The following is a 14,869-nucleotide window of genomic DNA, read 5'->3' as shown; positions in this document are numbered from 1 at the left end:
CGTGAAAGGCTTTACCACGCAAAGATGCCCAGCCGGAACAGCAGAATCACGCCCGCGCAGACCGCGGCCAGCAGAAGCACGGCCCCCACCCCCCGGCGGAGCAGCCGGCTCCGGTAGTCCGCCGCCTCATGGATGGGCTGCACCGGGGAGCGGCGCACATAGCCGTCCGCCGCCTGCCGGGGCCGGGGCCGGTCGGCGGCCGCCGTGGCCCGGGGTTCGCCGGCCGTCCGCCGGCGGTCTCTCCCGGCCGCCCGCTTCACCGCGGCCTCCCCCTCCCGGATGGCCTTCCCCGTGAGCCGGGAGGCCTGGTTCACCAGGCTGGTGTCCCGGCGCAGGCTGGCCGACGCCCGGCTCACCGCGTTTTTCGCGGCCGCCTCCGCCTGCTGCCGGATGATGTCAAATTGTGTGATTCCCATGGTGCAAGACCTCCCCAGTTTGGCGCAGTCACAGGCCGGAATCCAGGCTGATCTCCTCCTCCGGCCGCTTTTCCAGGCGGTCGGCCAGGTACAGGTAATAGCGGGCCCCTCCGTCCCCGGTATTGTGGTGAACCAGGCTCAGGAAGATGCGCTTGGCCTTGGAGAAATCCCGGCTGTACAGGGCGTAGACCCCCTCAGAGAAGCGGCTGCCGGTGGCCTCCTTCACCTTGCGGATGTCGTAGGGATCCCCGTCAAAAATCTCGTAGGTGCGGACGGGCTGGCCCCTCTCCAGGCACTTGCCCATATACCGGCTGCCATAGCCCCTGGCCCCGTCCAGCACCGCCTCGGTGCACAGGATGTTGGCCTCCAGCCGGCCGCACAGCGCCACCAGATGGCGGGCCACCGAGAAGCTGGCGGAGATGGAGGCGGGCTCGATCTGGTTCTCGTCGCCCACCACGCCCAGCATCACGTCCCCTTCGTCCAGGGCGATGCGCACCTCCACCGGGGGACGTCCCTCCGCCTCCCGCTCCCGGTTCAGCTCCAGGATCTCCTGCTGCACCGCCACGGCGGTGCTCACCGCCGCGGCGCTGCCACCCTCAAACACCGCGTCGTAGCCGTCGTAGGCGAAGTTGAAGACCGCCCCGCCCTTGCTGTTGACGATGGACGCGGTGCGCTCGATGACCTCGTTGAGGTTGTCGAACAGCTCCCGTCCGCTCTTCTCATACACCTGGTTCGGGAAGTGGAAGGAGAGCATCATGGCCGCCAGGTGGCGGGAGACAAAGGTCTGCTTATCCACCTCCAGGATGCTGGTCTTTCCCAGCAGGGACAGCACCCGCTCCGGCACGAACCGGCGGTAGGACTGGGCCAGCTCGCTCTGCTGCCGATCCACGTCCTGGAGGGCGGCGGACAGGGCGTTCACATCGTCGGCCAGGCTGGTCAGCTCATCGCCGCCGCCCAGCCTTACGGCCACATCCCGCTCTCCCGCCGCCAGCCGCTCCATGCCGCGGAGCGCCCGGCGCAGGCCGATGGTGATCCAGCACAAAATGGCCAGGGAGACCGCGGTGAGGAGCACGGCCAGCGCCGTCAGGCCCTGGATCATCCACCGGCAGCTGCTCCGCCCGTGCTCCAGCAGGGCGCTCCCGTCCACATCCACTGCCAGCAGGAGATCCCCCTCCGTCCGGTAGAGAAGATAGCGGGTCTCGCCCCCCTGGGAGCGGCTCCAGAACACAGAGCCATCTGTCCTGGCCTCCTCCGCCCGGCTTCGGTCGAAGCTGGGACTCAGCTCCGCCCGCAGGCCGGCCGCCCGGCCGGCATTGTCCCGCTCCAGCGTCCAGACGCCGCTCTCGTCCACCCGATACACCGATACGGCCGTGTCGGCATAGAGTCCGCCCTCCGCCCCGGCCAGGCTGTCTCCCAGGCGATCCGGGAGCTCCGCGTCGTCCATGGGGAGGGTCTGGAGCAGCTGCGCGGTGACGGCGCCGGTCAGCCCGGCGGCCTCCCGCTCCGCCGACGTCCGGCTGACGGGGAGCACCGCCCCCCGCACCAGGATGCCCACGCCCAGGGCGGCTGCCGCAGCCGTCAGCACGCCCCAGCGCAGCAGCAGGGGCAGACGGAATCTGCGCTGCTCACACACCGCGTACCACAGCAAGACGGTGACCGCCGCCACCGCCGCGGCCATCCCCGCCAGGATCAGCCCGCACTGGGCCGCCGGGCGATAGAGCATCCCGCTGAGATCCGACACCACGCTTCCCCGATCCAGCAGCAGGCGGCGGCCCTCCATCAGCAGCAGGACATCCCCGTCCCGGGTCAGATGCAGATCGCTGCATGCATCCAGATCGTAGGCGTCTTTTTCCAGGGTCAGGTAGGAATAGGGCTGCCAGTCGGCAAAGTCGGCATAAAACACCTCAAGACTGGCACCGTCCACGTAGTAAACGCCTGTACCAGCCTGGGTCAGCTGTATGATATTCTCCCCGTCCGTCAGGGGGATGGGCTCCCGGTCGGTGCGGATCAGACTGTCCCCGGCGGCCAGCACCAGAGTGCCGTCGGACAGGGCCAGGGCGGCACGCAGGCCGGGCTGCTCCACACTCTCTGTCTGCTCCAGGCCGCTGGAGGCGCTGGTTCGCTGGTAAAACTCGGCGGTATCACCCCGGAGCAGGGCAAAGGTGACCACGCTGTCCACCTGGGAGAAGCTGGACAGGGTCAAGGCCGACATCTGATCCTGGAGGTTTCCGCCCGGGCAGGGCTCGCTGAGCAGCAGCTCCGCCGCCGCGCCCTCCTGCGTGATCCGGTAGAGCTCCAGGCGGGTCTCCTCCTCCGTGTTGTAGAGGCCCAGGTAGACCGCTCCGCCTGCCGCCGGGTAGAGCAGGGCGGGCGTGCTCTCCTCGGGCAGGCCCTCCGCCGTCAGCCGCCATACCCCGGTTCGCCGGCCGGTCTGATCACCGACCACCAGCTGATAGCCCCGGTCAGTCCGGCCCAGGGCATAGATGCCGCCCTCTGCGTCGGAGGCGGCGAGCAGATATTCCGCCCTTCCCGTCCCGGTGCGCAGGACGGACAGGCAGTCCGCCCCGATATCCCAGAACAGCAGGGCCGTGCCGCAGCCCAGCAGGGCCAGGATCAGCACGAATATTCCCAGCTTTTTCAGTCCCGCCACGTTCCTCACCTCCGCTTCCGCCGGGCGGCCCGCCGCTTGGCGCGCCCCCACAGCAAGGCGCACCAGCGCCGAAAGAAATTCTTTTTGTCCAGCGCCTCATAGGCCGCCCGGATCCGTCCCTCCTGCTCCCGCCACAGGCCGTAGAGCTGCACCGCGTTCCGGCAGAGCCCCTGCTCCAGCTCGTCCAGGAACTCCAGTTCCTCCCTGGGCGAGGCAAAGCGGGGCAGCAGGATCTTGCGCACCTGGTCTGTTGCCAGGTAGACCATCTCGCGTTCATTCATTCCCTCCATGGGAACCACCCGAAAGCGCAGGCGGAGGGTGTTGCTCTTCTCGTCCACCCGCACGTTCTCCGACAGCAGGGCGGCACAGCTCACCTCCGGGGGGAAGTCCGCCATGCTCAGAGCCAGGTAGAGGAGCTTTTCCGCATAGTCCAGCCGGGTCTGCCAGCTGTGCCGATCCCCCCGGTAGAACACCTGGTCGATGGGAACCCCGCCGCAGTCGTCAAACACGGTGACCAGGCTCTCCCCCTCCAGAAACATTCCCTGGAACTCCGGACAGGCGGAGAGCCGGTCGAAGCAGGGCAGGAACGCCCGCAGCAGCGGCCCCTCGTAGATATTGAGCAGACAGGATCGCTTCTCCCGATCCAGGATGTCCACCGCCTCTGCGCAGGCGTAGTTCTCCCGGGTCTCCAGCACCCGGACAAGCTTATACCGCTCCCGTACCAGCAGGGTATCCAAGCCTCTCCCCTCCTCTCCGCCCGGCGGAGCCGATTTATTCCACGATCACAAAGGCGCTGGCCGTCACTTTCTCATCCGCCCCCGCCGTGGCGGTGATCTCATAGGTGCCGGGCAGCTCCGGCGCCTGGTAGAGCCCGTTCCGGTCGATGGCGCCGCCGCTCTCCTCCCGGACGGCCCAGATGACGCTCTTGTCCTCGCTGCCCACCACATCGGCCTGGAACTGGAGCTTGCCCCGGCAGCTCAGCCGGGAGAACTCCGGCGTCACCGACAGGCTCACCCGCCGCTGGGACAGGATGCGGCTGGTGTCCCGCTCCGGCTTCTGGGCAAAGTAGTGCACCCGCACCAGGTTGCCGTCCACCGTGTCGTGGAGCCACAGGCCGATGCGCATGGTGCCCCGCTCCGGGTACACCACGGCGGCCGCCTCCACCCACGGGGGGGAGAGCTTGATGTTCTTGGACTTGAACACCTCGCTGTTGCCGCACAGCAGGGCGGTCTCCTCCTTCTCGCTGTCCACAAACTCCACGCTCAGGCGCACATCCACCGCCCCGGCCCCCAGGCCGTGGGCGATCTCCTCGGAGAACACCCGGCTGTTGACCCGGATGCCGCCGGGCATGGTGAGATCCACCGTGCCGTGGGCCACGGCGTAGTCATACTGCTCCGGAGACGGGATGCCGAAGTCCAGATGGAGCGCCCCGACAGAGGGCTGGTACACCGCCTTCACGTCCGGCTTCTGCCAGTACTCCAGGCTGCGCACCGAGGTGGTCACGGTAAAGTCCCCGGCGCCGCCCGCGCCCTGCTCCGCCTCGCGGGAGACGGACTGCTGGAAGGGCAGGCTGGTGACGGAGCCCACAAACACCCCGCCGGCGGAGTGGATCAGCTCCAGCTTAGCCAGGTAGATGGGCAGCTCCCGCCCCCGCAGGTGCCGCTCCAGATCGTCCAGCCGCTGGCGGCGCATGCGGCAGTCCTCCTGATCCCGGCACAGGTGGACGGCGGCCTCCACGGTCAGGTAGTTCTTGTAGTGGTGGCTGCCCAGCTCCACATTGAGCTCACAGCTGCCGGGGAACATCTGGCTGTCCACATCACTGAGGGCCCGGGCCCGCAGGGGGAAGTCCACGGTATAGACGCACCGCTTCTCCTCCCGGCTCTCCCGCCAGGCCAGGCGCACCCGGCCGTTGTCGCTCTCCACAAAGGTGTTCTCCCCCTCCAGGGTGAACTGAACCGGCGGAGTATTCTCATTCTTCACCACCAGCACGCTGGCCTGGAACTCCTCCCCGCTGCACACGTTGGCGGGCACGGAGAGCACCAGAATCAGATCGTCGCTCTGGTAGAGCACCGACACGTTCTCCCGGCCGGAAGCCTCCAGCAGGCTCTGGTAGGCGGGCGGCTCGGCGGTGAGGTAGAGGCGGAAGCCCTCCCGGGTCAGGTCGAACTGCTGCCCCTCCCCCGCGTCGGCGCCGGTGGCGTTCACCGGCTCCACGTCCTCCTGGGCATAGGACAGGCAGAGGAAGGCGTCCTTTTTGCCTTCCAGGGTCTCCTGCCCCTCCAGCATCTGGAGCTTCCGGAACAGGGTCTCGGGCAGGACAATCTCCCGCCCCTGGTAGTCCAGGGCCACGCCGCTCTCGATCATCAGGGTGGACTCGTCGCTGGCGGTCACCCCCAGGCCGCATACCACGCCCGCTCCGTGGAGCAGCCGGTTGAGCAGCGCCCGCTTGGAGCAGTGATAGCGCTGCTCCACCTCGAAATCCCGGACGGTGAGCAGCTTGCCGTAGAAATACCGGTTGCGCTCAAAGGGAAAAAAGTTAGCGTGATTCATGGTTGGCTCCTCCGATCGTGGTATCGTAGTGAATGGTCACCTGCTCGTCAATGGCTGCCGGCACATAGCCCCCCACCCGGGAGTTGACCCCCAGGTAGGTGTGCCAGTCCAGCTGGATGCAGGGCTTGAGCTGTACCATCTGCATGCTCATGCCGGCGGGGATGACCTCCTCCATATCCCGCTGGAACTGCTGCCGCTCCCGCTGGCTGGAGAAGGTGTCCTCGGGCAGGAGAACGAAAAAGCGGTAGGGATCCTCTCCGTACAGCCGCCGGTAGAGCTCCGGATCGGCGCAGTCCGGCCGGTTGGGGGAGACCTGGAAGTGCTCGATGAGAATGGGATCCTTTCCCGTGAGGCGGCGCACGCTCCGCCGCACCCCCTCCACGGTGTAGAGCTGCTCGTAATCGGGCAGGGCGGTGCGGATGCGCGCACGCAGCACCTCATCGCTGTCCGCCCCCTCCACGCACACCCAGGAGGCCAGATACCGCAGCAATTCCCCCCGGGCATATCCGTAGTCCATCCGGCCGGGCAGGCCATCGATGGCATGCTCCATATCGCTGAACACGCTGTTGAAAACGGAGAGGAAGCGGCGGGTAAACTCGTCCTCCTGATAGATGGCGGGCAGGTAGTCCACCATGTGATCCCCCCGCATCCAGAGGCGGACGGCGTGGATCACCGGGCGGGCGGCCCCGGTGGCCGTCAGCTCCGCCATGAGCCACAGATAACGCCCTGTCCGCCGGAGGAGGCAGTCGCCGCTCTCCCCCACCGGGGCGCCGAAGATTTCCCGCAGGGCCGGCACAGGATCTTCCCCCAGGCTGTGAAGTCCCTGATCCAGATCTGCCCAGTCTCCCCACTGCCTGGTATCGGAGGCGCGGGCGTAGATCCGCAGGGCGGTGTCCGGCGGCAGGTCGGCCTCCACCAGCACCCGATCCCAGGCAAAGCCGTTCTCTCCGCTGTCCACCGCCGGCAGGCAGTACACGCCGGTGACGGCCCCGGTGCCGCCCAGCCGCAGCCCGTCCCCCCACGGTTCAATGCGGTGGAACAGGCCGCCCATCCACTGTTCGGCGCAGCAGAATACCATCTGGGCCTGTATTGGCTCCATGCCTCCTTCACGCTCCTTCTCTCACCATGTCAGTGTCCGATCCGCTCCACCGGAAGGCGCTCCACGTGCAGCGCCCGGAGCTTTGGAATGGCCCGCCGGGGCTGCCGGATATCCCCCTCCCCGGTCTGGTAGCAGCCGGGGCTGGCGGTACGCAGATCCACCTTCCGCACCTGGAGGACGCCGGGGGCGGCCTGGACACAGGCGGCCGCATCCCCCGCCCGGAGGATCCCGCCGATGCCGGAGCCGGCCAGCCAGGCCTCCAGAGCGCTCCGGATGGCCGCTTCCACGCCATCCTCCCCGCCCCGCAGGGAGACGGTTATCTCCAGCTCCACGTAGACCGGAGGCACCACCTTCACCCGGGTGCCGATGGGCCGCACCGCGTCCAGCTGGCGCTGTACCGCCGCCAGGAAGCGGCCGTCGGGCAGGGGCCTCGCCCCCGCCCCGTCGGGCACCACCACCACCGTCACTGTGGGCATCCGGCTGACGCCGGTGGGCTCGTCGGGATCATAGGCGGGCAGGGCCCTGGCCGCCGCCACCCGCAGGCCGGGGGTCTCCGCGGCGAGCCGCTCATAGTCATCGGCGGAGACGCACTTCCGGGTGGTGTTCAGCGTCCGCAGGAGCCGGTTCTGCGCCTGCCCCGCCGTCTCCCGCTCCGCACCGCCTCCGGCGGCGCTGTTGCGCACCGCCGTGCCGTCTTCCTCAAAGCTCAGATTCTCTCCCCCGGGGATGTTGCCGCCTCCGCAGTAGGACAGGGTCAGGCTGGCCGCCAGCACCGCCCCCTTCCCCGGGTGGAGCAGGGCCCCGTGCTCTCCGTCGCCGAAGGTGATGGTCTCCCGGACAGAGTCGTAAGTAAACACATGATCCCTGGGGCCGCAGGCCTGGAGATCCTCCACGCACCGCCACAGGGCGGGGCGGATGCTTCCGTCCCGATCCAGGGTGTCGCACAGCAGGGTGAAGTCCTCTGTCAGGACGGTGCGGCCCTCCAGATCCAGGAAAAAGGTCTCGCCGGGCAGCCCCCGGGCGTCAAAGAGAAGGCGGCTGCTGTGCCCGGCGTCCAGGCTGATCACCAGCACGTTGTCCCCTCCATCCTGTGCCGCGGCGGAGGTGTCCGCCTGGAGCAGGCGCCCGTCCTGGGTGGCCGCAGCCTGCAAGCGATCCGTCTGCTCCCAGCGCTCCGCCGTGCGCACAAAGACCGCCAGCTCCCCGTCCCTCGCCTGGGCATCCGCCAGCAGGGCCGTCCAGTCCGGCCCGGCCGCCGCCCGGAACCAGTGGCTCCTGGCCCAGGTCTCCCGCTGGAGGGCGGGCCACCGGCCCGCGGACAGGCCGGACAGGCGCACGCTCTCCTCACAGCCGGGATCCTCCAGGGTGACGCTCAGCCAGTGCAGGCCGTCCGGCCCGGCGGGCCATCCGCCCTCCGGCCGGAGAACCACATAGCCGCTGACGCTCAGGCCGTGGGTGTCGTCCCGCAGCACCGCCGTATCCGCCGCCCCCTCGCAGTTCCAGCGGAGCACACGGGGGGCCTGGCCGGAAGAGGCAAAGGGGTTGCGCGGCACGCCGTCCGGGGGAACCACCTCAAACCACAGGCGCAGCGCCCCCTCCCCCAGCCGGGAGAATCCGACCCGCAGCGCGGAGGGGGCCTCCCCCGGCCCGCCGAAGGGGCGGAAGGTAATCGGGCGTCCGCCCAGCAGCTCCCCCACGTCGGCCGTCCCATCCTCCCGGGCCACGCAGACCCGGGCCAGCGCCGGCCTCCGGGCGGGCACGCCCTCGGCCAGCTCAAAGGGGATCCCCTCCCGGGTGATCAGCCGGGCAAAGGGGAGCCGAGCGGGGCCGTCCGGCTCCAGCTCCACCGCACAGGCCGCCGGCGCCGCCGGCCGGGGGGATATCCCCGCCAGCTTGAGCAGCTTCCATTTCAGCCCGTCGGTGAACTGATTCATCTGGTACTGCTGGAGCTCTTTGTACCAGGCCATCAGCTCCAGAACCGTGATGCCTGGGTCGTGGGCGTTGTGGTCTGTCCAGGCCGGACACAGCCACGGAAGCCGGCCCTCCGCTGCCTGCACAATCTCCTCATAGGTCTGGTCGTCCAGATTCCGGGCCTTGAGCACGGGGCTGTCCCTCCCTTCCTGTGGTGTTCGTTTTACTCAGCTTGGATAAAATGATATCCGCTTCTGACGGTGGCGTAGGGGAATGCGTTGTCGTCCTCCAGCGCCACCACCCGCTGCACGCCGGACTGGTCGTACCGACCCTCCAGCAGGATGCTGCGCACCAGGCGCACGTTGGGGGTGTCCCGCACCGTCTGCCACACCTGGGCGATGCGCAGCTGGCTGCCGATCTCCCGCTCCCGCCAGCGGAGGTTGATGAGCTCCTCCAGCCGGCGGGCGATCTCCTGCTGGGTGACGGCCCCCAGATCCGGGTTTTCCATCTCCACCGTGATGCTGCTGCTGACGGTGATGACGGTGGAGCCCACCACGTGCAGGCGGCCCTCCGCCAGCATCACACAGTCGCACCGCCGGGAGAGCTCGTCGTAAATGCGCTCGCACAGCTCGTCGGTGACCCGCTGGTTGTCCAGGTCGCACCCCTCCACCACCACGCTGACGTGGCCGGGGGCGCGGGCCCCGGCGGCATCCCGGCCGGGGAAGCACTTGACATGCCGGGCCTGGGGGAAATTCTGGATGACAATCTCCTCAAAATCCCGCGCCCCGGCGGCCCGGTTCCGGTGCCGCAGGCGCCGGGAGCCGATGGCGTCCGCCTTCTCCGGGGAAAAGCGCTCGGTGCCGCCGCTCATGGCGGTCAGGTTCTCCACCCGGCTGATGCGGGGCAGTGCGCCGATAAGCTCGGTGACCGCGCCGGCGGGCCGGTTTCCCCGGCTGCCTCCGCCAAAGGAGTAGGATACCCGGATGTTTTCCCTCCCCTGGGGAGGCACCCGTCCGTGTATTCCGTCGCCGAAGGTAATGACGCCCTCATAGGGCTCCAGGCTGAAGCAGCGCTCCTCCGGCCCGGCCATAGCCAGCTCGTCCCGGCGCTCCCACGCCACCCAGCAGTGGGCCAGGGCGCCCCCCTCCCACTCCAGGTTCACCCGGCCGGGGAGGTCTCCCGCCAGCTTTTCCGCGTCGGCCAGCGCCAGGGCGCCCGCCTCATCCACCCACACCTGGGCCCCCAGCACCGGGCTGTGGAGCAGCTCCAGGGTCTTGCAGGCCTCATAGGGCCCGGCGGAGAAGCGTTCCTCCTCCGCCCGCTCCCGCTGCACCGCCTCAGAAACATTGAGATGAATGGCATTGAGCCAGGGCCAGCCGCCGCCGTTGTCCAGGTAGGAGCTGCGGGACAGGCGGAGCCAGCAGCCCGGGACGCCGAACAGGGTGCGCACCGGCAGCGGCCTGGGCAGATAGAGCAGCATGGAACCCGGGTGGAGCAGGTTCCGGGTCAGATCCACCGTGCGCACCGGCTCAAACCGCTGGCCCGTCCACGCCTCAAAGCGCAGCTTATCCTCCAGCTGCACCCGTCCCGCCGTGTCAAAAAAGAGGGACAGAGGCATGGCGTGGGGGGAGCGGTCAAACCGGAAATACATGGCCCGCGGGTGCTCCTCCAGCCCCACCAGGGCGGGAAAGTGGAGCCGCTCCACCTGGGAGATGTCGGTCAGCTCCACAGTCTCCCCGTTGTTCTCGGCGGCGCAGGCGTCCACCGGCACTCCCGCGTCATAGGCCCAGACGCACCCCGCGCCTTTCAGGAAGGGCACCACCCACCGGGGCGTCATGGAGAACTCGTTCTCCACATGAACCACCCTGGCCCGGATGTACCAGCCGCTCTCGGCGTTCACCTCGGTTTCAGACAGGTCGGCGGGTACGTCAAACACCACCTCCAGCTCCCCCTCCTGCCTGCAGGAGAAAGGATTCCGGCTGCCCGTCACCGCCAGCGGGTGCCAGCCCAGGCCGTTGAAGTACTCCCACGAAACCTGGGACACGTACACATCGTCCGGCACAATGGCCACCGCGTCCCGCTTGTCGATGATGCGCTGGTTGAACTGATACTGGGGGCTCTGATCCACCAGATCGGTGACAATGGGGGCGATGTCCAGGCGCAGGTTCACCCGGGCGCCCCGTTTCCGGAACACCTGGTCGGAACGGAAATAGCACAGGCTGTAGGGGGTGGGGCGGCGCCCGAAGGGGTAGCCCCCCTCCTCCAGCTCCAGGGGGATGTCCCCGTTGGACACCCCGTCCAGAGGAAGCCTGCCCGCAGGCCGGCTGCGCAGCCGCACTCCGTCCAGCATCAGGCTGCCGCAGCCCGGGCCGCCGGTACAGGCAATGGCAAACCTCCCCTCCTCGTCCGGCAGGAAGGCCTCTGCCCCGTCATAGGTGAGCACCAAGCCGTTCCCCTCCGCCCGGACAGCGGTGAAGGGGATCTCCCCCCCGGCGCCGCGGAAGCTCCACCGCACCGACTCCGGATCGGCCAGGTGCCCGGCGGCCTCCGCCGCGGGGCGGCCGTCCTCCATGCGCAGCTCCACCTCCACCTCACAGGGGCCGGAGAGGGAGAGCACGTCGTTCTGGGCCAGGGTGAAGCGGTGGCGCTGGAGGTTCTCCCCCCCGGTATCCGTGAACAGGGGCTGCGGGCGGCCCGGCTCCAGCCGCTGGATCACCTCCGCCCTGGCGTCCACGTAGTACACGTCCTCCAGCCGGGCGGGCGTGGACTGGATGGCCCGCTCCGTCTCATAGATGATGTTCTCCCCCTCCTCGTCAGAGGCGAACACCTGGGTGCCGGCCGGAACCGGCACCGGCTCCTCCACCGTGTCATGGGCGGTGAACTGGAGCAGGCCGGCAGCGGGCACCGGATCCGGCATGCGGAAGCCGGTGAGATTGAGAAATTCGGTATGCAGCTTGCCGGGGACAGAGTTCATCCGATCCACCGTCTGGTAGAACATCTCGCCGAACAGCTCCGCCAGGGCGGCCCCCGGGTCGTCCTCCGCCCCCTCATAGCGCCACTCAGGGGTATAGGATCTGGCGTGGGCGGCCAGCTGGGCCATGATATCCGCCCGGCTCCTGGGATCCAAAATGGGTTTTCTCACTCCGCGCCGCCCCCTTCCGACCCCTCTGTCACATAGAAGGGATAGACGTGATTATACCGGTTGTTGGTGGAGCGCACCGTATAGCTCACGTGAATGACCACCGCGCCGGTCTGCTGATCCATCTGGTCACAGGTGATCTCCACGTCCCGGATGCGGGGCTCCTGCTCCAGCAGGTTCAGCCGCAGCTCGTGGGCGATGGAGCTGGTCATGGAGCTGGAGACCGGCGCGAAGGCGTAGTCCATGGTATTGGAGCCGAAGTCGGGCCGCATGACCCGCTCCCCGCGCCCGGTGCGCAGGATGATGCCGATGGCCTCCCGGATGTCCTCCTCCTGATCCGCCATGGCCAGCTTGCCCGTCCTGGGATCCACCTGAAGCGGGAACTTGAGCCCCCGGCCCAGAAATTCCTTCCCGTTCACCGTCTCCCCTCCTTCCCTTGCTCCTTGCCTGTCAGTTGATGTTGACCATGGCCCCCTTGATGGTGTTGGGGCCGGAGGCCTGCAGGGTCATGGTGGCGTCCGCCTTGACCTCCACCACTTTTCCCTGGACGGACACCTGGGCGGTGCCCTTCTCCTCCACGGTGGCCGCCTCCATGGAAATTTTGGTCTTGGCCTTCTCCGTCAGGGTGCCGGAGGCGTCCAGCTCCACGGTGGTGTCCCCCGCCGACAGGGTCAGCTTGGTCTTGGCCTTCAGGGCGATGTTCCCGCCCTTCAGATCCATGGTCAGGGCATTGTCCCCGCCCTTGTCCTTCAGAGCCACCGCCTGGTTTTCATCGTCGATGGAAAGCACCGTGCCGGAGGGCAGGGTGAGGGTCACCTTCTGCTTTTTGGGCTCGTCGTAAAACAGCAGTTCCGTGCCGTTGGGGGTCTTGATGGAGAAGTTATAGACCTTGCCGTCCTGGATGGTATAGGGCGGGGGAAACTGGGTAGTCCAGTAGGCCCCCAGCACAATGGGCCGGTGGGGGTCTCCCCCCAGATAGCCCAGCACCACCAGGTCGTTGACATTGGGGAAGAAGAACTGGCCGCACTGCTTGCCCCCCAGCGGGGCCATGACATAGCACCAGTCGGTCTCCTCCTTGTTCTCGTTTTCAATGGGGAGGCATTTGACCCGGTTGAGCTTCTCCTCGTCGTTGATGTTGGTCACCACCGCCAGGGACAGGCCCGGCCGCTGCATCTGCCGCTCGTAGCTCTGGCCAGCCGCGCCCAGGGCGCTCTGAAATTCCTCTGCGATGCTCACGCCTTGGCCCCCTTTACTTCAAACTGGGTGGAGTACCCCTCCTGATTGAACCGGTGGTGCACCTTGCTGATGAAATAGGTTCCCACGCTGTCCCCATCCAGGCCCTTGATCTCAATGAAGCGGCCGGGGATCAGCTCCGGGATGCCCACACAGGTGCCGGAGCCCGCCACAAAGTTCATGGCCAGGGCGTTGAGCCTGGCCTGGGCCAGGGTGACGCACTCCTGATCGGTGCGCACAAACTCGCTGTACTCCCGCAGGGAGGTCTTCTTGAACTTGGTGGCAAGCTGGGCCGCCGTGTCACCGGCTCCGCAGACCGTGACCCGGGTGGCGCCGCCCTTGATAAAGTGCTGCTTCTCATCCCGGCCCCAGATCTCCACCTCACCCACCTGGCCCTGGAGGCCCACCCGGCGGCTGAAGCTCATCAGGCCCATGCCCACGGTCAGGCTCAGGATGGGGCTGCCCCCGCTGAGCACATCGTCGAAGATCAGCTCCCCGTCCACGGCAAACACGTTCATGCCGTACCGCTCCGCCAGCACCTTCAGGTATTTGAAGTCGTCCACCTTCTCCTTGACCAGGGGGGTGCTGTAGCCGCTGAGGCTGCCCACGGTGGCCTTTTTGGCGTAGCCGGCGGAGACCACCTTGTTCAGGAGCTCCTGCACCACCGCCTTGGCCTGCTTGTTCTCGCCGTATACCGGCTCCTGGCAGCTCATGAGATAGCCGAACCCGTCGATGCCCGTCACGGAGATGCGGGGCGGGGCGTAGCCGCTGTACTCTACGGTGCATTCGTCCACGTAGCCGTAAAAGATCTCCTCCTGCTTGACATAACCGCCCTTGACGCTCAGCTCACAGCCCACCTCGATGGTCTTGAGCAGATCGTCCAGCCACTTGGACTTCCCGTAGTCATACAGGCCCTCCAGCTGAAAGCGGCATCCGCCCGCCGAGCCGTCGGCGCAGAGATCCACCTCCACAGAGAGGGGCACCTCCGTGCTCTTGAGTTCTTTCCCGTTGACCTTCACTGTGAAGGCAGGGCCGCGGAAATCCCCGTATTTGCTGCTCAGTGACTGAAAGGTATAGGAACTCTTGTCCAACGGCGCTACCCTCCTCTCCTGCGGTACAGCTTACCGCTCCTGCTTCAGCGCCGGCAGCACCAGCCGCGCCCCCGAGCGCAGCAGGCGGGGGTTGGCCAGGCCGTTGGCGTCGGCGATGGCCCGCCACTGCTCCGGCTGGCCGTACTCCCTGGCGGCCAGGGCCCACAGGGAGTCCCCCTGGCGTACCGTCCGGTATTTGGTGGTGTCCGGCGACTCCAGCGGCCGGGCCAGTCCGGCCTTTTTTGGGGGGATGTATTCCTGGAAGACGCAGTCCAGCCAGGCCCGCAGGGGCACCCCCTGCTCGCTGAAGCGGACAAAGTTCTGCCGACAGCTGATCAGGTGTCCCTCAAACTGGAGAGAGGCCCATTTCAGCTTCACCAGGGGCGGAACGTGCTTGTCCGGATCAATCTCCATCAGGCTGTAGACCTTGTTTGTATAGGTGCGCACGTCAATCAGCTTGGTGAGGGAGGGCAGCAGGCTGTTGCCCAGAAACTTGGCCTTGTCCACCAGGCCGCCCCCCACCTCGCTGCCGGAGGACATGCTGTCGAAAAACAGGCGGAACTGCAGAACCTCCGCCCCGCCGCCGGTATACTGGATCACCGGCGTATTGGTGGCCACCCCCTGGGACTGGGCGTACTTCACCTCCCGGCCCTGGATGTAGCTCTCCGGGTTGTAGAGCACCTCGAAGGAGGACTTCCCCTCCGGCTCGATCTTCATCTTTTCCAGAGGCACCAGAATATTGGGATTGGGCACACCGATGTACATCCTGTCTCCTCCTTC

Annotated in this window: 11 protein-coding genes; all 11 read right to left on the bottom strand. The window is 67.4% G+C overall.

Annotated elements, in window-relative coordinates; translation table 11 throughout:
- Positions 1–11 precede the first annotated feature (11 nt).
- The 11 genes from B5E42_RS15470 to B5E42_RS15420 are packed head-to-tail and all read right to left on the bottom strand — an operon-like array spanning position 12 to position 14,854.
- Positions 12–416 (bottom strand): hypothetical protein, encoded by a 405-nt coding sequence (locus B5E42_RS15470; RefSeq protein WP_087241272.1) that lies wholly within the window; start codon positions 414–416, stop codon positions 12–14.
- A gap of 28 nt (positions 417–444) precedes the next feature.
- Positions 445–3,066 carry a hypothetical protein gene (locus tag B5E42_RS15465; RefSeq protein WP_087241270.1) on the bottom strand — a complete coding sequence of 874 codons (2,622 nt, stop codon included), beginning with the start codon at positions 3,064–3,066 and terminating at the stop codon, positions 445–447.
- Between the two features lie 5 nt (positions 3,067–3,071).
- On the bottom strand, positions 3,072–3,803 hold the full coding sequence (locus B5E42_RS15460) for a hypothetical protein (RefSeq protein WP_087241268.1): 732 nt from the start codon (positions 3,801–3,803) through the stop codon (positions 3,072–3,074).
- Between the two features lie 34 nt (positions 3,804–3,837).
- Complete coding sequence (locus B5E42_RS15455) at positions 3,838–5,616, bottom strand: hypothetical protein (protein ID WP_087241266.1); 1,779 nt, start codon at positions 5,614–5,616, stop codon at positions 3,838–3,840.
- Complete coding sequence (locus tag B5E42_RS15450) at positions 5,603–6,715, bottom strand: phage tail protein (RefSeq protein WP_087241264.1); 1,113 nt, start codon at positions 6,713–6,715, stop codon at positions 5,603–5,605. The genes B5E42_RS15455 and B5E42_RS15450 overlap by 14 nt, the downstream gene beginning before the upstream one ends.
- A gap of 29 nt (positions 6,716–6,744) precedes the next feature.
- On the bottom strand, positions 6,745–8,817 hold the full coding sequence (locus B5E42_RS15445) for a baseplate J/gp47 family protein (protein WP_087241262.1): 2,073 nt from the start codon (positions 8,815–8,817) through the stop codon (positions 6,745–6,747).
- Between the two features lie 32 nt (positions 8,818–8,849).
- Complete coding sequence (locus B5E42_RS15440) at positions 8,850–11,768, bottom strand: baseplate J/gp47 family protein (RefSeq protein ID WP_087241260.1); 2,919 nt, start codon at positions 11,766–11,768, stop codon at positions 8,850–8,852.
- The gene (locus B5E42_RS15435) at positions 11,765–12,184 is read right to left on the bottom strand and encodes a GPW/gp25 family protein (RefSeq protein WP_242967183.1); all 420 of its coding nucleotides are present in this window, start codon (positions 12,182–12,184) and stop codon (positions 11,765–11,767) included. The genes B5E42_RS15440 and B5E42_RS15435 overlap by 4 nt, the downstream gene beginning before the upstream one ends.
- Positions 12,185–12,215: 31 nt before the next feature.
- Entirely contained in the window at positions 12,216–13,001 is a 786-nt protein-coding gene (locus B5E42_RS15430; protein WP_087241258.1) for a phage baseplate assembly protein V, read from the bottom strand.
- Positions 12,998–14,089, bottom strand: coding sequence for a hypothetical protein (locus B5E42_RS15425; protein ID WP_087241256.1), 1,092 nt, complete (start codon positions 14,087–14,089; stop codon positions 12,998–13,000). Before B5E42_RS15425 ends, B5E42_RS15430 begins: the two co-directional genes overlap by 4 nt.
- A gap of 30 nt (positions 14,090–14,119) precedes the next feature.
- A complete protein-coding gene (locus tag B5E42_RS15420) occupies positions 14,120–14,854 on the bottom strand; it encodes a LysM peptidoglycan-binding domain-containing protein (protein WP_087241254.1) in 735 nt (244 codons plus the stop codon).
- Between the last annotated feature and the right edge of the window lie 15 nt (positions 14,855–14,869).

The organism is Flavonifractor sp. An10 (genome assembly GCF_002161215.1).
GTDB classification, from domain to species: Bacteria; Bacillota; Clostridia; order Oscillospirales; family Oscillospiraceae; genus Flavonifractor; species Flavonifractor avistercoris.
Note: the sequence above shows the minus strand (reverse complement) of the source record. Positions and strands in the feature narration are given on the sequence as shown.